The following is a 21,755-nucleotide window of genomic DNA, read 5'->3' on the forward strand; positions in this document are numbered from 1 at the left end:
TTGATACAAAGTACCTTTACAAAATGTCTACTCTCCTTTCGAAGCAGATTGATTAAGGCGCTTAATATCACTGAAATTTATCCACTTCGCACATTTATCAAAAGTTCACTAATTGAATATTCGCGTTAATATTATGTTAATTAACGAATAAAGGTACGCCAATGGACTTTTCACACAATGCTAAAACTCAAGACTATCTTGCACGTATCAAGCAATTTATAGCTGATAATATTCAACCTATAGAAACACAGGTTTACCAAGAATTACATGCGCTAAACCCCACCGGTGACTGGACTCAATGGAAATGCCATCCGGCGATTGAACCCTTGAAGCAAAAGGCTAAAGAACAAGGTCTTTGGAATCTATTTCTACCTGATGAAAATCTCGCACAGGGACTCACCACGTTAGAATATGCCCCCCTAGCCGAAGAAATGGGCCGCTACTTATTCGCCCCAGAAATATTTAATTGTAACGCACCTGACACGGGCAACATGGAAGTGCTTTACCATTTTGGCAATCAGGTTCAACAGGATGAATGGCTGACTCCCCTGCTCAACGGTGAAATAAGATCTGTGTTTGGGATGACAGAACCTGATGTTGCTTCATCAGACGCAACAAACATGGCGGCTACAATTGAATTGGACGGCAATGAAATAGTTATTAATGGCAAAAAATGGTGGTCTACTGGCCTTGGGCACCCAAATGCGAAGGTGTGCATTTTCATGGGCTTATCCAATCCAGAAAATGATAAGCACAGTCAACACAGCATGGTAATTGTGCCACTCGATACACCTGGTATTGAAATTAAGCGTATGCTGACAGCATATGGCGATTATGATGCACCATTTGGGCATGGAGAAATGCACTTTAACAACGTCCGTGTACCAAAAGAAAATTTACTCGTAGGCATGGGTAAAGGTTTTGCAATTGCACAAGGGCGATTGGGGCCAGGACGAATTCATCATTGTATGAGAGCAATTGGTATGGCCGAAAAAGCGCTCGAACTTGCCATCAAGCGTGGTTTTTCGCGAGAAGCGTTCGGGTCTCCTATTATTCAACTGGGTGGAAATCGTGAACGAATCGCAAAAGCACGCATGGCCATAGAGCAATCACGCCTGTTAACACTTCAGGCAGCTTGGAAGATAGATAATCTAGGCGTTAAAAATGCAATGGTTGATATATCAGCAATCAAAGTAGTTGTACCAAATATGCTGCAGGAAGTCGTGGATATGGCTGTGCAGATTCATGGAGGGGGAGGAATGTGTGGTGACTTCCCCTTGGCGCAATTTGCAGCAGGTGCTCGAGCGTTGCGTTTGGCCGACGGCCCTGATGAAGTGCATATGGGTATGGTGACTCGTCTAGAGCTAAAGAAGTACAAATAATATGACCAATACAACAAAATCCCAAGCTAACTCATCCTTACTTGATAGCGCAGGTTCCGTCAGACCCGGTGAAGAACTCCCTGTTGCAACCTTATGTGAATGGTTAGATAAACATGTAGGTGGAATCTCAGGTGACCCCATCATCACTCAATATTCCGGCGGGGCCTCGAATTGGACCTATTGTCTGGAGTTCGCCGAAAAATCGTTGATTCTTAGACGCCCCCCTGCAGGAACTAAAGCTAAAGGTGCTCACGATATGGGCAGGGAATACCGCTTGCAAAACTCACTGAAGAAAGTCTACGCAAACGTCCCAACTATGCTTGGTTACACCGATGATGAAGCCATCATTGGCGCAGAGTTTTACGTCATGGAGAAGCTTAATGGCATTATCCCTCGTAAAAATATGCCGAGGGGCTTAGAAATGAGCAAAGCGCAAACGGCTGAGTTATGCAAAGCCGCGTTGGATGGTCTAATCGAACTGCACAATGTAGATTATAAAGGTGCAAATTTGTCCCACATTGGCAAAGGGGAAGGATACACACAACGACAAATCAGCGGCTGGATAAATCGTTACACAAAAGCTAGAACATGGAATGTCCCGAGCGCAAAAAAGGTCATGGCTTGGCTTGAAAACACAATGCCTGATAAAGAGAAAATTTGTATCACTCACAATGACTATCGGTTTGATAATTTGGTCTTAGACGCACACGATCCGACAAAGATAATCGGAGTGTTAGATTGGGAATTAGCGACATTGGGTGATCCTCTTATGGATCTCGGCAACTCACTCGCCTATTGGGTGCAAGCTGATGATGACTTTATGGCTCGAAATACACGACGTCAACCTACACATCTAGAAGGTATGATGACGCGACAACAAGTCATCGATTACTATTGTCACAAACAAGAACTAGAAGCAAAAGACTTCGCTTTTTATGAAGTATATGGACTCTTTAGATTAGCCGGGATTGTTCAACAAATTTACTATCGATATCACCATAAACAAACGCGTAACCCTGCTTATAAAAACCTTTGGGTCTTTGTTCACTATCTATTGTATCGCTGCAACAAAGTGATAAAACGTTATCAGTAAATCGTATACAGTACATTTAATTGGCATTTCATTCGCGATACTAAAAACTAAATAAAAAAGGAAACGGCATGACAGCAGTTCGTCAAAACATCCTGATTACCGGTGCCAGCTCAGGTCTAGGCAAAGGAATGGCTATCGAGTTCGCCAAAATGGGACGTAATTTGGGTTTATGTGCTCGACGTGTTGAGCGCCTAGAAGATCTAAAGGCGGAGCTAGAAACTATCAACCCAAATATTAAGGTAGTCATTAAATCATTAGACGTAAACGATCATGACGCTGTATTTACTGTTTTCGAAGAGTTTCGTCAGGCTCTCGGGTCATTAGATAGAGTAATAGTTAACGCAGGTATGGGAAAGGGTGCGTCAATCGGCACAGGTTTTTTTCACGCCAACAAGCAGACTGCCGTAACCAATTTTGTCTCTGCGTTAGCACAGTGTGAGGCGGCTGTGGGGATTTTCAGGGCTCAAAATGCGGGTCATCTTGTTAATATATCTTCTATCAGCGCGATGCGTGGGTTTAGGCGTGCTTTAAACGTTTATGCAGCGACAAAGGCAGCATTAAGTAACCTTTCAGAAGGTTTACGTGTAGACTTAATGAATACACCGATTAAGGTATCTACAGTTCACCCGGGCTTTATTCGAAGCGAAATCAATGAAAAAGTCGAAAAGGTTCCTTTCATGGTTGACACTGAGGTAGGCTGCAGAGCTATTGTGAAAGCCATAGAAAAAGAGGGTGCAAATAGTTACGTTCCAAACTGGCCTTGGTCAATTATGGTAAGAATACTAAAAATTGCCCCGTTATCGTGGCTAAAAAAGATGAGCTAAGCGATACGCTCTCACTATGCATAACTTAAAATACTGAAGGTAGATAACAACGCTCATGCAAGACAGCATATTAACTCAAGTACTTTTGCCGCTCGTGCTAGCACTCATTATGTTTGGCATGGGGCTAAGTTTAACGCTCAAAGATTTTACGCGACTTGCAAAAGTACCTAAAGCGGCCCTTGTTGGCTTGTTTGGGCAATTGGTTTTATTGCCCTTACTTACCTTTTTACTCGCAATCAATCTGGGTGTATCAAATGAAATCGCCATCGGTATGATGATTTTGGCTGCCTGTCCCGGAGGCACGACGTCTAATTTAATCAGTCATATTGCAAAAGCTAATCTTGCCCTATCGGTCAGTTTAACAGCAATAAGCACATTGATTTGCGTGATCACCACCCCTATTATCATAGTGTACTCAATTGAATACTTTACCCAACAAGCGGTCGAGCAGTTTTCCATTTTAGATACTTCGATTGGCATTATCGCGATATTGATCGTGCCTATTCTCTTAGGGATGCTCGTTAGAAAGTTCGCGGACGGATTTGCCCTATTTCTAGAACCGTTTTTTCGAAAACTAGCCGTAATATTTATGGTGCTGCTAATAATCTCTATTTCTTACAACGAACGAGAGATGATTGTAGCGTCATTTCCCTCCGTGTTTATCAGCATGTTTACCTTGAATATTATCGCCACCATAATGGGCGTTGCCTTAGCCAAATTAGCAAAGCTTTCTCATAAGGACGGTTTAACATTAGGTATCGAAATCGGTACACAGAACTCGACAATGGCAATGTTAATTGCAGTCAGTTTTTTACAAATGCCTGACTATGCAATAGCCGCTGGCATTTATAGTGTGTTTATGTACTTAGGGGCAACTTTGCTAGTTCTTTATAGTCGCTGGACCGAAAATAAAACAAAGCACTAAGCACCTTTAACAGTGCATATTTAATGATTCCAATATATATTTATTTAGTAAGTGTTTCCCCCAAAATATGACATAAGGAATCTGGACATTGCTAGTTAAGGCCTCAAAAAAAACAATCAGCGCTTTATTATTAACCTTAACGGTCTCTGCTTGCTCTGCTACACAAACCGAGCCTACCAACTTCCCTTTATCAAAAAAAGCACTTAAAGAAACAATGAAAGCGTCGTTAGAAGCTTTTAATACCCCTAGCGTTTCGTTGGCAATTGTTTATAAAGGCGAGGTGGTATTCAGTGAAGCCGAAGGTCTGCGAAATATCCAAAAAGCACAATCAGCCAATGCAAACACCTACTACCGTTTGGCTTCTGTGAGTAAAGCATTTACGGCCGCAGCAATTGCGGTGCTCGTAGAGCAAGGTAAAATTAATTGGTCAGATAAGGTCATCGAGCACTTACCCGAATTTATTATGCAAGATCCTTGGGTAACAAGGGAATTCACGATAAAGGACTTACTTAGCCATAAAAGTGGTTTAGTCGGTGGTGCCGGTGATAGCATGATATGGCCAGAACCATCGGGCTTTACTCGCAAAGAAGTGGTAAACAATTTACGCTATCTAACGCCGCAGTTTAGCTTTAGAGACCGCTATGCATATAGCAATGTACTCTACATTGCAGCAGGTGAATTGGTTGCTAGAGTCAGTGGTATTTCTTTCGATGAATTCGTGGATAAATATATTTTTGAAGCTATGGATATGGACTGTTTTGCTGGTGACTTGCCTCAAGCAGCAATGAGCAATGTAGCAATGGGCTACGGCTATAGCGACGACAAAGGAATATATCCAATCCCGCGTAACCGCATTCATGGACAAGCTCTCATGTCAGCCGCGGCAGGTGGCATGGTCTGTAATACAGAAGAAATGACCAAATGGATACTTGCACTACTTAATCATCAAGATACGGCAAGCAACTTGCCTTTTAGCCAAGCGTCATTAAACCAAATGTGGGCACCTCAAACTATTTTAAGTGTCAGCGATATCGATGAGGAATGGGACGGTACACTTTTCAAAAACTACGGTTTAGGCTGGCGCCTTTCCAATCTATTCGAGCATAAAATGATCTCTCACACCGGAACGCTCTCGGGCTATCAGGCTTACTTGAGTATTATTCCAGACTTTGAGCTAGGCGTTATAGTGCTAAACAACGGGTCAAACTATGGCGTCAGAGGTGCAATCATGCAAACGGTTATTAAAGCCGTATTGGCTGAGCATAAAGGAGAACAATATGCTCAAGACTGGGTTCAATCTTACGTTGATTATCAAGCAGATAGAGAACAAGCTTACTTAGCGCGTAATATTGTTGCGCCTAGCGGCAGTGGAAAAATGACCATAGAAAACACTCAGATATTAGGTACATTCGAAGACCAGTGGTTTGGGGCATTTGATATTGTCGAGGGCACCGGTGGCGAAGTACGCATCAGTCACCGTAGAATGAAAACTCTTAAGGGGACGGTCACTCCTTTTGAAAACACGAGCTTTAAGGTTGAATGGGATAATTCAAATGCGCAGCGTGATGCGTTTCTGCACTTTGAACTTGATGTTAACAAAAATATGCTTGGAATGAGTATGCATCCCTTCGTGAGCAGCACCAGAACTGCCCACGAATATAGGGACATGTATTTTAAAATGGTGCCTTCGAAATAACCCAACCAATTTTAGTATTGGTGAAAGCTCGTGTAGGCCAATAATAGGTCTCTTCCGTCACTCTATACTCATCTAGACGATAGTTTTTATCCAAGTTGATCACTTTCAAAGTGGTGTATTCGCCAAACGCTTTACCCGAAATTAAAGCTTTGAGTTGAGCGAGCGTTTTAACCAATACACCATCAACTGAATATACACAAAATGGACCTGATGCTTTAGCCGCGTATATTGGGGCTCCAAAGTATCTAACACCAATTCTGACACAAGTATCGATAACACCATTTGGTGTGGGCACGTTTAATGGAATTTCATGAATAATTGACCCACCCCATACCAAAACTTCATCGAGTTCTTTGAAGGATGAGAATTTAGTCTTTAGCGCTAAGTTCTCGGGTGAACCATTTCGCAATACTTGAACAGCTAATTCAGAAGCATCAACGCTGTTATGCAACTGGTTAAGCGATGTCAACGCCTTTCCAGCTACCTGTAAAATTAAGTCGCCAGATTTCAGACCACTTTGTTCAAGTTCGGCAGCTTTGCTAACAGATACCTTTCGTTCAATCGCTTGCCCTTCAATTTCTTGCAAACCAAACTCTAAAGCTTGGGCATAGCTGATATAATCTAATCGGTCTTTCAACTCAAATAAGCCATCGTCTCCAGCCTCAATACTTTTAACGAATCGATTTATTAAAGGGGCAGGGATCACACTATTACTAATCCTAGTATCAGAAAAGCCTGGCGCAATGGCGACCAAGCGATTTTTTCTGTCTACGTAAATCGAAAATGCAGCAGGCACTTTTGATATTTCCATGCTGTCAAATGGCACTGCACCATTTGCAACTGTGGGCCATCCAGATTCAACACTGGCCGTGAAATCTTTAAAGAAAGACTTACTTTTTAAAGTTAACTCTTCATCTTCAGTTGGCACGGTATCACTAACCTTAGGCACAACTTTTTTGCCAAACCGCAAGCCGTCAAGCGGCGCTTTTAAAAGCACCATATTTAAATATGGATGGATTGCAAGCACCTCTGCTGGTAGCGAAACACCATTATTCAATATCACTTGAACTTGACTTAAAGTGCTATCTATCAGGGTCTTATCTGCAATGATTAGCCCGTCACTTTTATCAACGACAACGCCATGCCCACGCCTTGTTACATCTGTACTCATGTTAACAGCTAACGGTCTGAATACTTCAACATCAACAATAGGGGAAGTAATGGTGTTTTTTCGATTTACCTTGTTTACGTAAGGCGCATCGTTCACCTTTGATATGGCTGTACATGCCCATAACAATTCGCCTAATTCACTTTGACAATGTTGATTATTAAACCACTTACTATAGTCTCTGATTTGCTTATATTCTTGGTTACTAGCGTCGTATAAATAGCGATATCTGAGGCTAAATTTTTCTCCATCTTGGATTGATTTAAATTGTTCTGCCAATTGCTCTAAATTTTCAATTGGCTTTCCATTAACCTCATCAATCTTTGCCAAAGGACGGATATTTTGACTGCCAAACAGTCTTCCTGGATCAACCACCATCACTCCAGTTGCCGCAACGTTAAAAAGACGTGCAGTAGCAAGACCGATAGGAATGATGATAGTGTCGCCATACTCTATGTACTCATCGGGTAATAACGCAAACAAGTCTGACACTTCGATATCAAAACTTTGCTTAGTCGAGGCACGTTCAACTGTAACTTTTATAGTTTGGCCAACATGCTCGTTTAAATAGCTTTCTAAGGTGAAAAAATCTGGAATCACTTGCTCATCAAGAGACAGAAGTAGATCACCGACTTGCAGTTTAGTGTCAGCGGGACTATCAGTAGCGATCTGTTCAACAACTAAAAGCCCGTTGGCTTGTGGCATACTTTCCTTTGATAATTTTATCCGCGCATCGTCCCATCCTATTTTTCGCAGTTGATTGTATGGCTCAAACCTAAAAACTGTTTGTAATGTGCCTCTTGTGATCGGTTCATTGTTAAGGAGTTTGTTAATCGTCGGAACTATCATTTGCATGGGTACAAAGAACGCCGCCGCAGTGTCTCGTCTACCACCAGCATTCAATGCAATAGCTTGGTTTTTTTCGTTCAAAATTGGCGAGCCAGATGACCCACCGCTACTACCCAGAGCAGCTTGAAAGTAAAATGTATTGTAGTCACTGTTAGTGGAGTTGTAATTAGGCGAGGGGCGGTCTAGGCGTGACAACACACCTTCAATAATTGACAATGCTTCTCCGCCATCATTTCCATACAATTTGATACTCTCACCGACAACAGCTTGCCTACTTAATTCGATGGGCTCTACCGATAGACCATTTAGAGCACTAGGATCATATTTAAACACACCAAAATCATGAACAGGATCACGATAAACAGGTATAAGCTGTATCGTCTGTTTATTTGAAAACTCAGCAAATGCAATCACCGGTGCAACATTTAATAAATGTTTATTGGTAAGTATTAAACCTCGTTCGGCATCAATCACAAAGCCAGTACCCACACCAGAACTATTGTAACCGTCATCCCAGGCTCGTACCTTGTTGAATTCGATATTGACGACTGCATCAACGATATCATTCGCGTTTACAAACCCACTTATCGACATGACACTGATTAGAAAAACACTTTTTATGTAAGTGGAAAAACGCGTGAATCTAGTTTTCAATATGTCTATCCTTCGCTATTTATTATTTACTTTGTCTTGTTTAAACAAGTCTGCCAGATCTTCTCGACCTTGCTTTGCCGTTTTAATTAAATCCGTTAAGTCAGGGTTAGATTGCTTCCCTTTCTCAAGTATTTGAATATCGTGTGTTACAAAAATATTCGCCATCTTTTGCGATTGCTCATTAGAAAAACCATAAGCACTGAGTACACCAATCGCAGCTTGAACGCCAGATTCAAACATTTCTCTGACAATAACATCAATTGAAAGTTGCGCCAGTTCTATAGCATGATGACGATTTCGAGCACGTGCAATTATTTTGACGTCGGGATAGTGCTTAATGACCAAGGAGGCTAATTTAGTCACCTCTTTAGGGTTATCTATGGCAATTAAAACAACCTTTGCATGTTCAATGCCAGAAGTCTTAAGTAAGTCTAGTCGAGTGGCATCACCAAAAAATACTTTATTGCCGAATTTCCTAACAAATTCAATATGTTCTGCATCTTTATCCAAGGCAGTAAACGCAATGTTATTGGCCGATAGAATACGACCTGTGATCTGTCCAAAACGACCAAAACCAGCAATAATAACCGTAGGTTCGGTCTCCTCAGTTTTTGAATCATAAACTGCAGGGCAATTTTTTGTAGTAAAAAAGAGTGAATGCAATATAACTAAAGGGGATGTTAATGCCATCGATATTCCGACGATTAAATTAACTTTGCCCGCAATAGGTGCATCAAGCACTGCATTAGATAGCGCTAATGTCATCACCACAAATGCAAATTCCCCTCCTTGTGAAAGCATTAATGAGATACGTGTTGAATCTGTACTATCTTGCCTAGCCCCTCTTAGAATTAAAAAAATAACTAGCGCCTTCAAAAGTACCAAACTCAAACTCATTGAGATAATAAACAAAGGTTCTGCCGCCAGTAGACTAAGATCTAAATTCATACCAATAGCAATAAAAAACAAGCCAAGTAAAAGTCCCTTAAAAGGTTCTATTTCGGCCTCTAATTGATGTTTAAAACTACTATCTGCTAATAAAATACCGGCAACGAAAGCCCCCATTCCCATCGACAAACCGGCAGCATCCATCGCCAAAGCAGTTATCAAGACAATAAATAATGCTGCTGCTGTCATCACTTCTGATGAACCGTGTTTAGCAATAATTCGCAAAAATGGATTAACTAAAAATCTCCCAACAAATAAAACGCCGACGACAGCACCTAGGCTAAGATACCAAGCAGGACCCGCTTCTGATTGAATGGGGGCGAGAGCAGCAACGACCAACAATATTGGAATGACCGCTACATCTTGCATCAATAAAATTGAAAAACCTTGTTGTCCAGGTGGTGTTTGTAAAATTCTTTGCTCATTCATGAGTTGGATAGCAAACGCAGTAGAAGAGAGAGCGAGACCAAGCCCAATAGCGATGCTTGCCGCCATAGAAAGTTCAAACATTGCGAAACAAATAAAACTTATTAAACAAGCACTTATACTTAACTGCAAGCCACCGCTGATCAGTATTTGATTGCGCATCCGCCATAGAGTTTTCGGTTCTAATTCTAGTCCAATCACGAATAAAAGAAGGATCACTCCCAATTCAGCAAAGTGCAAAATGGTAAAGGGATCGCTTACTAGATTGAGTACAGATGGGCCGATCAAAACGCCGGCTATTAAGTAACCTAAAATCGCACCCAGCTTTAACTTTTTAAAAAGAGGAACCGCAACAAGCGTCGCCGCTAAGAAGATAGCTGAAGAACCAAGAATTGACATAAATGCGTCCAATCATCATTTCGTTGACTCAAGTGTAAGCGATATAGTAAAAAAAACGCACTAAGAAGTGCGTTTTTATGCAATTTTTTGCAATCTATTTATTTGATTTTCATGAAATTATCAGCGGACAACTTACCTGAGCCCCAAATGACAACTAAAGCTGCTAACCCGGCCCAAATTAGATGCAAGTTGTAAGCGGCCATTGGCATATCCTCTAGACTAATAACGGCTACATAATTCACAATAAACAAACCCGCCGCAGCTTTGCGGCCAAACAATCCTAGCGCTAACAACACCGGCAAGACTAGTTCGCCAACAGTTGCAAGATATGCAGCAAGTTCGAAATTTAGCAAGGGTACAGCATATTCATACTCAAACAACATCAGTGTCGATTCCCAATCGTTGAGTTTAGTCAAACCTGATTTAAAAAACACCCATGCAACATACAGACGCGCACCCAATAAAGCCAAAGGTTGAAGGTAATCTGCAGGCGCAAAAACACGGTTGTAAATTTCAATAATTTTGTTCATTAAAGCTTCTCTGTAATTAGTGCGTGTTATTCTCACGACTGTTTAGTTATACCAACGACTTGCTTGCTCTCAATCAACTGACTAAGCCATTGAGTTAGGTCTATTTGTTGCGCCTCTACCTCGGCAATGATTTCGGCTGCATTCGCCTTTTTCGCCAACAGTTGGAAAGCGCTTAATGCTTGCTCTTCCAACCAAATTGCATTTGCTTTATAGTCTGGACGCCACAATACAAGAGACCGAGGCTTATCTTGGTTTATTGCATTGTGAATCAAATTAGTTGTGTTTTTTTGCAAGGCTTCTTTTTCAAGCGCATTGATTGACGCATCATTGGCTAGGCGATGCAATTCGATTACAGGAAACCAAAATGCTTTCACAACAAAGGCCGCACTTGTGTCAAAGGTGAGTGTTGTTAAATCATGCTCTTGCAACAATGCAAAGCTAGCTGAATTTGGTATAACATCAGACGCTCGTTGAGCTTGATGAATCAACCAATCATATTCAGCAACTTCTGATAAATATGGAAATGCCAATAAATCATCTTGTTGGGTAATCACAGCTGGGAAACATTTACCATACTCTCCCCAGTCGAATTGCGTTTTTGATTCTGTTTGCAATAATTTTGCCACTAAAAAACGAAATGCCTTTCGCCCCATTAATGATTCAACAGTAGGAAACGTAATGGCCAACGCGCGCGCAGCATTTTCAAACAAGTTATTACGATAGATATCAATGGAACGCTGAACATCTGGCTCCTGCTCTAATGCCAAGGTAGACCCTGGTTTATGAAAAATAAAATTGATCAAATCATTTTGATATCGACTGTTAGCGTTCATTTTCCACCTTTTATGAAGCAACCATGGTTTAGTGCACAACCATGCCTGATAAGACTACTTGGGTAACACGATCTGCTGGGCTTTTTTTGCCTCAGCAAGTAGCACAGTCCAAGACGGAATATTAGTATCCCATTCAACTAAGCTTGGTGTACCATTAAATAGACCGGATGCATACTCAAATAATTCCCAACACTGTTGGCTTACTTTAGCGCCATGGTCATCAATAATTGTGTCGATATTTTCTTGCGTTGAATAGCCTGCTAAGTGAATCTCACCTACCGCGTTAACAGGAAGTTCATTTAGCGCCTGCTTAAGATAAGAAACCGGCGAGTCGGTATGACGATTTAGTGCGTTGATCAATAGGTTGTTGAGGTCTAAAAGCAAACCACAACCGCTACGTTCACACATTAATGTCAAAAACTCGAACTCTTGCATTTGCTGTTCACATAGCTGTTCATTTAACTGTTCAGGTTGCAGGTAAGCAGATAAGTTTTCAATCAGTATCGGTCTTTTTATGCGATCTTGCACACGTAGGATTTGGCTCACAATAGTGTCCAACGATTGCTTATCATATGATATCGGCAACAGATCACCAGAGTGTAACAATTTACCATCGACCATTGCCCTGTTAAAACAAAGATGCTCAGAGACTAACTTGGGTTGGAACTCATCAATTAAACTCGCAAATTGCGACAATACAAACTCAGGTACAAGATGCTGTGAACCTAAACCTAGGGATGTGCCGTGAATGCTTAAATCAAATTTTTCATTCACTTGGTGAAGTAGGGTTTTACTTGCGCCACCTTTAGCGAAAAAATTTTCAGCGTGGACTTCAACAAAATCAATTAAATCAATATGTTCATCACCATACAAAGCTTGTTGATAATGAGAGTGACGAAGCCCAACACCGATATCAGTCTTGGGCTTCGTTATAGTTTTGTTTTCGAACGTCTCAGCCATTGTCAAAATCTACCGTCAAGGTTCGAATTTAATTAAAGTAGGCTTAGCTGTTTTTTTCAGCTTGCATTTTTTTGAACAGTTTCTTAGCTTCTTTACGATCATATCCGCCAAGCTCTTTACATGTACCAGCGGGTACTAGACGCCACTCGCCGATATCATTATCAACCGTTGATTGACCCGCACAGCTATGTGTTCCTGCCAAATTACCACAGTCATTTTGACCGGCAGGAGAAACGCCGTAACACTTTTCTTTTTTCTTCTTCGCTTCGGCAGTATCAACTACACCCGCGATCATAACTGTTGATAGTGCTGCCGCAATTGCTAATTTAGTATTCATTTTGAATTCCTCTACTTGCTTGGGTTAAGTTTTGTGCAAATTGCTCATCAATTGCACTTTTCTAGTGTTATATATATACCGGCGAAAGTACAAAAAACTTTCACCAGTGTCAAAATATTTTACAAAGATTCTGCTGGGGTATCGGCAATCACAGCCCAGTACTCATTTGCGTCGCTAATTAACTCTTCAGTATTCAAAACCCAACGCGACTGTACTTTTTTGTTTAAATTCAGGTATAGCTTTCCATCAACTACGGCAAATGCTTCCGGATCGATATCAAATTTCTTTTCTTTTGAAACACCAAATGCACAGTACCCACCATATTGAGGCGCATATTTTGCTGGGTTACCTTCAAACATAGCTTTATTCGACGCAGAGCTAAACAAATAGGTGGCGCCTTGATATTGCGCAGTGTGCGCTGAAACACCTTGAACTGCTTTGGATTCAGTGAAATAAGCAACCGGATCGTAACCCTTTATTGCTAATTTGCTGTCTGACACGTTCACTGAGGTGATAACTGAGTCTGCTTGTGTAGGAATGATGCCGCAACCTGTTGCAGTAAACGCAACAATTACCGCCGCTGCTGCTAGAGATTTAGTACCTTTGAAAATAGATAGCATTTGATGCTCCAATTAGTTTTAGATAGCATACCTAAGTATTTTTATCTTTTATTTCAATATCTTAATACCAAGCCGCATCTATATTATGAGTTAGCCTAGCGCGCTCGAGCATCGAAGCTCATTAACGCTAAAGAAGACCTAATCGGGTATTAAATACTTTCATTAAAAATGCAAATACCGAGTAAAAACCAAGTTTAATTTAAAATATATCTATATATTTCAAACGGTTAACTTTTTATTTTTTTGAAAAATTTAGCATCTGCATGAACTAGAAGCTATTCTGTAGCTATAATTTTTGAAACAGTACATTGGGCTAATAACCCAATTGCATTAACTCACCTAAATCTGGTTGCCATTGGAAGGTTGCTAACTTTACGCGATGATTAAAAACGGCAACCCCCTCTTCCTGCAACATACCAATTTGCCTTAAAGCTTGCTCGGAACCTCTGGGAAATGCGACTTGTCCAGTTGAGCGCAACACTCTATACCAAGCGACGGTCATACCCGCAGGAATCTGTCCTAAACTTTTCCCGACTAAACGAGCTTTGCCTGGGAGACCAGACAAATCGGCTATTTGTCCATAGCTTGCGACCCTGCCACTTGGTATTGCGTTTACTGTCCTAAATATCCTTTGGTATTTTTGAGCAGTTTGCATACTGGGGTCTCCTCCTACTACATTGATTTGCATATTAAATAGATCAACCATTAAAAAATGCTATGTAACGGCATTTCGTTGTGCAAACTCATCATTCAAATATGTCTTATTGTCCATAATATCGCAAAGCACCTCGACGGCGTTGAAGCATGATTCAAAACTCAAAAACAATGGAGAAAAACCTAAACGCAGAATATCTGGCGCTCTAAAATCAGCAATCACTCCATGTTTGATGAGCACTTGACATATTTCATAGGCACTAGGATGAGCATAGGCTAACTGGCTCCCCCTTGAGTTCACATTCAATGGAGACGAGAGTTGCAGTTCATTTAGACATGGTTGGTCCGCGATAAGCTCACTTACAAAGGTAGTCATGTCGCAAGATTTGGCTCTAATATCTTCAATATTCAGCCCATCAAAAACATCTAGTGCAGCATCTAACACACTCATCGAAATTACATTTGGTGTACCACACAACATTTGATTTATATTGTTCGCAGGCTGATATTCTGAAGAGAATGCAAACGGAGAGGCATGCCCCATCCAGCCACATAACGGTTGTTGCAAGTTATGTAGGTGCTTTTGATTCACATAAACAAAGGCGGGTGCTCCGGGACCGCCATTTAAGTATTTGTATCCGCAACCCACCGCAAAATCAACTTCATATTTATCTAACGCAACAGGTAATACACCTGCACTATGTGCTAAGTCCCAAATAACAAGGATTCCTTTTTGATGCGCTCTTTTAGTGAGTCGCTCCATGTCAAGAACCTCACCGCTTCTAAAATTGACATGAGTTAGCATAAGTACAGCAATATCTTCACCACGCTCTTCAATTAGCCTATCCAATAAACTTGCTTCGCAGTGCTGCAATTCAACTTGCGCTTTACCAACTAACGATTGAAGCCCTTCTACCATATATAAATCAGTTGGGAAATTATCCGTCTGAGAAAGGACAATGCTGCGACCTTTTTGTTTTAAAAGTGCCACACTCAATAATTTAAATAAGTTCACTGATATAGAGTCACAAGCGATAACTGACGATTCGTTCGCGCCTATCAAGCGCGCTATTTTCTTACCAACGGTCACTGGTAAGTCAATCCATGCGTGTTTATTCCAGCTAGTGATAAGATCATTTGCCCATTGTTTTTCTACCACCTCTACCGCTCGTTTTTTAGCAGATAGAGGCATCGGCCCTAATGAGTTTCCATCGAGGTAAAGCAAAGAGTCTGGTATCAAAAACTCACCAATCAAATAAGCCAGTGAATCTTCCCGATCGAGCGATTGCGCCTTACTGAACCAAACATCCCTGCGGTTCAAACAGCTTCCATTGAGATATTTAGTTGTGTTTAACGAATTGGTCATTTTATGAATCTAAAAGTAAGTAATACGGAATACCAAACTATACGTGTCTGGCACCTAATTGGCCCTGCTCATTATTAAATAGTTTTCAAACTTTTCAGCAGTAAATCAAAGGCCTGAGATCCTGGGTGAATCCAATCAAAATGGCCAGCCCCTTCAAATAGCACTTGCTGCATCTGCGGATGCTGCCCTTGACTAACAGGCACAATGGTATCAAGTGTTCCGTGTAATAAAATTGCAGAATAACGGTTTGATTCAACAAAGCGAATATTAACCGGGTTCGCTAAATAGTACGCAATCGGTTTAGTTGAAGGTGTGCCGCTCATGAATGAGGATGTGGCCGTTTGACAAGAATTACTTCCCTTAGCATATGCGTTAACATCTGAAATAGCAGCTAAGCCAACAAGGTTTATTTTTGTATTGGTAGGTAAAATATTGTTCGCATCTGAAGCAGCAAGCATCGCTAAATGGCCACCAGCAGAATGTCCTACTATATTGACCGCTGACAAATCGACACCAAACTGCTCAAGCTCGCTAATACTTTTCAGACCTGCTTTGACATCTTCAAATGCAATGGGCCATTCGCCACCAGAACCGGTTCGCCTATATTCGATAGACCATACATGAAACCCTGCTTGAGACAAAGCTGTGCTTAATGGCTTTGAATGGAGAATATCAAACATATCAAGCCAGCAGCCACCATGAACTAATACAACGACCCCCTTGGCCACACCACGAGCTCGCCAAAACAAACTGTACTGCTGATCTGACTTACTGCCATAACTGACTTTAAGCGTTGGCTCAGTTGACGCTAGCTCAGCCACCTGACTATATGGAACATTTAGACCCACTTTCGGGTAGTCAATAATTCCCTTAGCTACTACAAACTTTGAGCTAAATAAAATCAGTGCAATAGAAGTCAAACAAGCGATTTTAATAAAATTTAACATGCCGAAATCGGTTCCTCAAAAAGGTGGAATATAGCAAGACAATAAGATTTAAAAAGAGTATAACTTACTGAAAAGTAACTTGCTTTAAAACTCCAAAAGTCAAGGAAAGCTTAGATGATTATTCAAAGAAAAATAGAACTTAGCCCTAGAAAACGTGGTTTCCACATCATTACAGGTGAAGTAATTAAACATCTTCCCGAACTGCCTCAGGTTAAAGTGGGCTTATTAAACATATTTATTCAACATAGCTCGGCTTCACTTAGCATTAATGAAAATGCAGACCCAAGTGTGCGTGAGGATATGGAAAAACACATTAACATCATGGTTCCTGAAAACGCGCCATATTACAAACACATCTATGAAGGTGAAGATGATATGCCGGCCCACATAAAAGCATCACTTATTGGCAGCAGTGTGAGTATCCCAATAAAAGATGGCAAACTATTACTGGGAGTATGGCAGGGAATTTATCTGGGTGAGCACCGAATTAAAGGCGGCGCTAGAACGATAATAATGTCAATCGTCCAGTAGCAGAACAAGATTGTCTTGTCTTATAAAAGTGTGAATATAAATAACAGTATCGCAGCTAATTCAAGTTACTGAGGAATGATACAAAGGTATAAAGAGTTAACTCGTACTAAACAATTTAAATCTCTATAATTCTTTGAGTCGAATTAAGAACTTGAGGCATTATCCTAAGATGAAAGAGTTATGTAAAACAGTTGCCTTTGCTGTGATTATCTTTTTCACTAGCGGCGCATATTCGGCCAACAAAGAGGTATTAAAAGTACCTAAGTCACGTTCTGTTTTCGATATCTCTCACGTATTTCATATCCAACTAATGATGAATGCGCTCGAGAGGAGTGGCGACTATCCTATTTTACCAAGACTCGAAGAGACTTTTGAAATGTCAATGGGGCGAGCCGAGCAAGAACTCAAGAGCGGCGGAAAGCTCGACATTTATTGGCTCGGCGCGAGCAAAGCGAATACAAAAGGCCTAAGAGCAATTCATTACCCAACAACAAAAGGCTTGATTGGATATAGAAAGTTCTTAATAAACAAAGCAAGTAAAGCGAAACTTGATAAGGTGCAGTCCACTGAGATGCTTTCACAACTGACTGCATGCCAAGGCAGTCACTGGCCCGATACTCGAATCCTAGGACAAGCTAGCCTTCCCGTCGTTACGAGTACTGACTACGAAACATTATTTAAACTTCTGGATCGTGGCAGGTGTGACTATTTCCCTCGAGGCTACCACGATGTCCTTGGCGAATTAGAAACAAGGCAGGGCTTATATCCCAACTTGATGCAATATGACAGAATCATGCTGCATTACCCATATGCGGTCTATTTTTATACAAGTGTCGAAAACGAAGCTCTCGCGCGAAGCATGGAAAAAGGCTTAGAACGAATGTTTCGATCCGGAGATATGGAGAGATTTATGCAACTTCATCCGCTCACCTCAGATATATTCCCTTTGTCGGATGAGTCAGCAACCCTGATCTTAAAAATTGATAACCACGATTTACCAGATGAGTCAGAGCCTAATAACGCTATGTTCTGGTTACAACCGAGTGATTTCAATTTCAATAACTGAAATTAAGTAACGGCCTAACAACAAAACGCAACACTTTGCATTTTAACATTTCTTGACAATAACTCCCTCACACCTTTTAATGTGGACAACACTTTTTTAACATTTTGGCAGGGATCGAAGTTATGCTAAAGCAAAAATTAAATGCATATGTAAGCGCTATCATTACTATCGGAGCGAGTTTAGGGCTAGCGGGTTGCGGTGCTACTGAAGATAATTCAACAGCAGGAGTCGTTGTGCACCCATACGCATCATCTATCAAAATAAATCAACTCGGTTACTTGCCAAACGCAAGTAAAATTGTGGCTATACCGACCGTTAGTGCTCGCAAATTTAGCGTTCGGAACGCCTCTGGCGAAGTCATTAAAAACGGTATTTCGAGTGAACCTAAGCCGAGCACTTTATCAGGGGAATCGATTTCTCAAATAGATCTATCAAGTATAAAAGATGTAGGTAAATATGAGTTGTCAGTAGATGGGATTGATGAAACTTCAACCTTTGAAGTTATCAATAACCGATATGAAGACTTACATAAGGCCACGCTTAAAGCTTATTATTACAATAGGGCAGGCTTGGAGATCACACCTGAATTAGGGGGTAAGTTTGCAAGAGCAATGGGCCACCCTGATACAGAAGTCATTATTCATCCGTCTGCAGCAAGTGATGCGCGCCCAGCTGGCACGGTGATTAGTTCACCTAAAGGCTGGTATGACGCTGGCGACTACAACAAATATATCGTCAATTCAGGAATATCAACATATACCTTACTTCAAGCTTTCTCTCAGCACGAAGATTACTACAATTCACTTAATTTAAATATTCCAGAATCTAATAACAACAAAGCGGATATTTTGGATGAAATAGCATGGAATCTAGAATGGATGAGTACCATGCAAGATCCAAATGATGGCGGTGTATATCACAAGCTTACGACACTGAACTTCTCTGGAATTATCATGCCACAAGAAGGAAAAGAGTCCCGTTTTGTTGTTCAAAAGACAACAACAGCGGCCCTGAATTTTGCAGCCGTACTAGCCAAAGCTAGCCGAGTGTATAAAAATATTGATGCAGACCTTTCTGAAAAGTATGAGAAACAAGCATTAGCTGCTTTTAAGTGGGCATCCATCAACCCAGCAGTTCCTTATCGTCAACCGGAAGATGTTTCGACTGGTCAATATGAAGATGAGTATCCAATCGACGAGTTCGCATGGGCATCTGCCGAATTATTTTTAACCACGAACAGTAATTCGTTTTTAACTTCGTTTAACAATGTCGCCGTGACACCAGAAGTTCCTTCTTGGTCAAATAGCAGTGCATTAGGTTATATATCGCTTTTATTCGATGGTAAGCAGTTACTTCCTGAGCAAGACTATCAACGAATTAAAAGCACATTCTTATTGCTTGCTAAACGGATTTTAAAAGAGCACGAGCAGTCAGCCTATCCAAACTCGATGACCAAAGTCGACTATGTTTGGGGAAGTAACGGCGTTGCAATGAACAAAGCAATGGTAATGTTTCAAGCATATAACTTAACAAAAGAGATGGCATATCAAGTTGCTGGAGAGGGCCTTTTAAACTATGCATTAGGAACTAATCCAACGGGTTTCAGCTATGTAACAGGATTTGGAAAGGTCACACCTATGCACCCTCATCATAGACCTTCTGAGGCTGATAATGTTGTCAAGCCTGTACCAGGCTTTCTTGTGGGCGGCCCACATTCTGGTCAACAAGATAAATGTGATTATGTTTCTGATTTACCATCACAATCATACGTCGATCACTGGTGCAGCTATGCCTCAAATGAGGTCACAATTAACTGGAATGCCCCCTTGGTTTTTGCACTTGCTCACATGCAATCAAAGTATCGTTGATAATGTATAAAGCGCGTTCGCTCTGTTCGCGTTTTTTTAAAAACTCATTTGTTAACGATAACATTATTTGTTAACATTCGATAAACATCTAAAAATGTTAACGGAAAAGTAATGGAATCGACTAACAATCAGAGCATGGAAAAGCCAGTTAAAGTAACTGAAAAATTCGCATATGGATTAGGCGACACAGCCAGCAACATTGTGTTTCAAGTGGTGATCGGCTTTTTAATGTTTTATTACACTGATGTTTTCGGCTTATCAGCTGCGGCCGTAGGTACCTTGTTTCTTGTGGTAAGAATCTTTGATGCTATAACTGACCCTATTATGGGTGGAATAGCAGATCGCACTCAAACTAAGTGGGGTAAATACCGTCCATACCTCCTATGGATGTGCATTCCTTATGGCTTAATTGCGGTATTAGCATTCTCTTCCCCTGACTTTAGTGCCCAAGGAAAACTCATCTTTGCGTATGTTACGTACACGCTATTAATGACGGTTTATACAGCAATTAATATTCCTTATTCTGCATTAGGAGGCGTGATGACATCGTCCTCTACTCAAAGAGCGTCTATTCAATCGTGGCGTTTTGCACTTGCTATGATTGGCGGTGCAATTGTCACCGCTTCAATGTTGCCATTGGTTGAGTTTTGGGGACAAGGAAATAAAGAGCGCGGATATCTATTTGCAATGGCGACTTTGTCGATCTTCGCTGTTATTTGTTTTGTCGTGTGCTTCGTATTCACAAAAGAACGAACGATAGTCGAACCCAACAAGGACGAAAGTCAACGAGTAGATAAGCAAAGTATCTTAGCGGATGTCAAAAAAATGCTCGCAAATGACCAGTGGAGAATAATTGCCTTAATCACATTTGTTTTGTTAATTAGTGTCGCCATGAGAGGCTCCGTCACTCAATACTATGTCACTTACTACTTAGGGCGCGAAGATATGGTGGCGATGTTCATGACAGCTGGCATGCTAGCTGGTGTGGCGGGCGCCTTGTCGACAGATTGGTTATCTCGTTATTTATGCAAAGTTTCGCTCATGCGCCTTGCAACTACCGGTATTATTGTGAGTAATGCTACATTATTTTTTGTACCACAAGATATGCTGTGGGCAGCATTTGCATTGATGCTAATCGCCAACTTTACCCATATGGTGATCACGCCGCTATTATTTTCTGCCGTTGCAGATACTGTAGACTACGGTGCAGTCAAGCATGGTTCAAGAGCGATGGCAATGAGCTTTTCAGGTCATTTATGGGCACTCAAAATTGGTATTGCAATTGGTGGTGCTATGACTGGATGGATACTCGCTGGCTTCGGCTATGAGGCAAACGTCACCCAATCCGACAGTTCATTATTGGGTATAAAATTAATATTCTCTGCAGCATCAGCGCTTGCTGGTGTCGTTGTTTTTCTGTTGCTTCGCCATTATAGATTGACGAATAAAGAGATGGCTACGATAAATTCGCAATAAGCATACGCCTACACTGAAGTGAAACGCAATCAACCAACCTAATAAAAATGTAATACCAATTCAGTAGATGCCGATACCTCTGATATTAATAGGTGAATTATCAATATCAGAGCGACGGCATTATCAACACCAATAGCCAAACAGCAAGTGATAAAAGGCAATCAATAGAAACCTCACTGTACTCAATGTCAGGGATCCTATTG

General features: G+C 41.1%; 19 protein-coding genes. 9 read left to right on the forward strand and 10 right to left on the reverse strand.

Annotation, left to right across the window (positions count from 1 at the left end):
* The first annotated feature begins 161 nt into the window (after positions 1-161).
* The 5 genes from KUL10_RS07820 (at position 162) to KUL10_RS07840 (ending at position 5,920) form a co-directional block, all read left to right on the forward strand.
* The gene (locus tag KUL10_RS07820) at positions 162-1,382 is read left to right on the forward strand and encodes an acyl-CoA dehydrogenase family protein (RefSeq protein WP_110428350.1); all 1,221 of its coding nucleotides are present in this window, start codon (positions 162-164) and stop codon (positions 1,380-1,382) included.
* A 1-nt stretch (position 1,383) separates the two neighbouring features.
* Positions 1,384-2,475 carry a phosphotransferase family protein gene (locus KUL10_RS07825; protein WP_110428351.1) on the forward strand — a complete coding sequence of 364 codons (1,092 nt, stop codon included), beginning with the start codon at positions 1,384-1,386 and terminating at the stop codon, positions 2,473-2,475.
* A 68-nt stretch (positions 2,476-2,543) separates the two neighbouring features.
* Entirely contained in the window at positions 2,544-3,299 is a 756-nt protein-coding gene (locus KUL10_RS07830) for an SDR family oxidoreductase (protein WP_110428352.1), read from the forward strand.
* A 55-nt stretch (positions 3,300-3,354) separates the two neighbouring features.
* Positions 3,355-4,224 (forward strand): bile acid:sodium symporter family protein, encoded by an 870-nt coding sequence (locus KUL10_RS07835; protein WP_110428353.1) that lies wholly within the window; start codon positions 3,355-3,357, stop codon positions 4,222-4,224.
* An 88-nt stretch (positions 4,225-4,312) separates the two neighbouring features.
* A complete protein-coding gene (locus KUL10_RS07840) occupies positions 4,313-5,920 on the forward strand; it encodes a serine hydrolase (protein ID WP_110428354.1) in 1,608 nt (535 codons plus the stop codon).
* Here KUL10_RS07840 and KUL10_RS07845 read toward each other — a convergent pair.
* The 10 genes from KUL10_RS07845 to KUL10_RS07890 all read right to left on the reverse strand — a co-directional run bounded on the left by KUL10_RS07845 (position 5,898) and on the right by KUL10_RS07890 (position 16,611).
* Positions 5,898-8,591 (reverse strand): trypsin-like peptidase domain-containing protein, encoded by a 2,694-nt coding sequence (locus tag KUL10_RS07845; RefSeq protein WP_146216765.1) that lies wholly within the window; start codon positions 8,589-8,591, stop codon positions 5,898-5,900. The two genes, KUL10_RS07840 and KUL10_RS07845, sit on opposite strands and share 23 nt — an antisense overlap.
* A gap of 15 nt (positions 8,592-8,606) precedes the next feature.
* Entirely contained in the window at positions 8,607-10,364 is a 1,758-nt protein-coding gene (locus KUL10_RS07850; RefSeq protein WP_110428425.1) for a monovalent cation:proton antiporter-2 (CPA2) family protein, read from the reverse strand.
* Positions 10,365-10,462: 98 nt separating this feature from the next.
* Positions 10,463-10,894: a DoxX family protein gene (locus KUL10_RS07855; RefSeq protein ID WP_110428356.1), complete on the reverse strand. Its 432-nt coding sequence runs from the start codon at positions 10,892-10,894 to the stop codon at positions 10,463-10,465.
* A 32-nt stretch (positions 10,895-10,926) separates the two neighbouring features.
* Positions 10,927-11,727 carry a DNA-binding domain-containing protein gene (locus KUL10_RS07860; protein WP_110428357.1) on the reverse strand — a complete coding sequence of 267 codons (801 nt, stop codon included), beginning with the start codon at positions 11,725-11,727 and terminating at the stop codon, positions 10,927-10,929.
* Positions 11,728-11,781: 54 nt separating this feature from the next.
* Positions 11,782-12,687 (reverse strand): DUF692 family multinuclear iron-containing protein, encoded by a 906-nt coding sequence (locus tag KUL10_RS07865; RefSeq protein ID WP_110428358.1) that lies wholly within the window; start codon positions 12,685-12,687, stop codon positions 11,782-11,784.
* Between the two features lie 43 nt (positions 12,688-12,730).
* A complete protein-coding gene (locus KUL10_RS07870; protein WP_110428359.1) occupies positions 12,731-13,024 on the reverse strand; it encodes a DUF2282 domain-containing protein in 294 nt (97 codons plus the stop codon).
* Positions 13,025-13,143: 119 nt separating this feature from the next.
* Positions 13,144-13,644 carry a YHS domain-containing (seleno)protein gene (locus KUL10_RS07875; protein WP_110428360.1) on the reverse strand — a complete coding sequence of 167 codons (501 nt, stop codon included), beginning with the start codon at positions 13,642-13,644 and terminating at the stop codon, positions 13,144-13,146.
* Between the two features lie 313 nt (positions 13,645-13,957).
* Complete coding sequence (locus KUL10_RS07880) at positions 13,958-14,299, reverse strand: MGMT family protein (RefSeq protein WP_110428426.1); 342 nt, start codon at positions 14,297-14,299, stop codon at positions 13,958-13,960.
* A gap of 60 nt (positions 14,300-14,359) precedes the next feature.
* A complete protein-coding gene (gene kynU / locus KUL10_RS07885) occupies positions 14,360-15,619 on the reverse strand; it encodes a kynureninase (protein WP_233499745.1) in 1,260 nt (419 codons plus the stop codon).
* Between the two features lie 119 nt (positions 15,620-15,738).
* Positions 15,739-16,611: an alpha/beta hydrolase gene (locus KUL10_RS07890; RefSeq protein ID WP_110428362.1), complete on the reverse strand. Its 873-nt coding sequence runs from the start codon at positions 16,609-16,611 to the stop codon at positions 15,739-15,741.
* A 114-nt stretch (positions 16,612-16,725) separates the two neighbouring features.
* Between KUL10_RS07890 and KUL10_RS07895 the strand changes: the two genes are divergently transcribed.
* The 4 genes from KUL10_RS07895 to KUL10_RS07910 all read left to right on the forward strand — a co-directional run bounded on the left by KUL10_RS07895 (position 16,726) and on the right by KUL10_RS07910 (position 21,552).
* Positions 16,726-17,142, forward strand: a complete 417-nt coding sequence (locus KUL10_RS07895) for a secondary thiamine-phosphate synthase enzyme YjbQ (protein WP_110428363.1) — start codon at positions 16,726-16,728, stop codon at positions 17,140-17,142.
* Positions 17,143-17,311: 169 nt separating this feature from the next.
* Entirely contained in the window at positions 17,312-18,208 is an 897-nt protein-coding gene (locus tag KUL10_RS07900) for a hypothetical protein (RefSeq protein ID WP_110428364.1), read from the forward strand.
* A 122-nt stretch (positions 18,209-18,330) separates the two neighbouring features.
* Positions 18,331-20,076 (forward strand): glycoside hydrolase family 9 protein, encoded by a 1,746-nt coding sequence (locus KUL10_RS07905; protein ID WP_110428365.1) that lies wholly within the window; start codon positions 18,331-18,333, stop codon positions 20,074-20,076.
* Positions 20,077-20,187: 111 nt separating this feature from the next.
* The gene (locus KUL10_RS07910) at positions 20,188-21,552 is read left to right on the forward strand and encodes a glycoside-pentoside-hexuronide (GPH):cation symporter (protein ID WP_233499746.1); all 1,365 of its coding nucleotides are present in this window, start codon (positions 20,188-20,190) and stop codon (positions 21,550-21,552) included.
* The last annotated feature ends 203 nt before the right edge of the window (positions 21,553-21,755 follow it).

It is taken from the genome of Glaciecola sp. KUL10 (assembly GCF_003203515.1).
Taxonomy (GTDB): domain Bacteria; phylum Pseudomonadota; class Gammaproteobacteria; order Enterobacterales; family Alteromonadaceae; genus Glaciecola.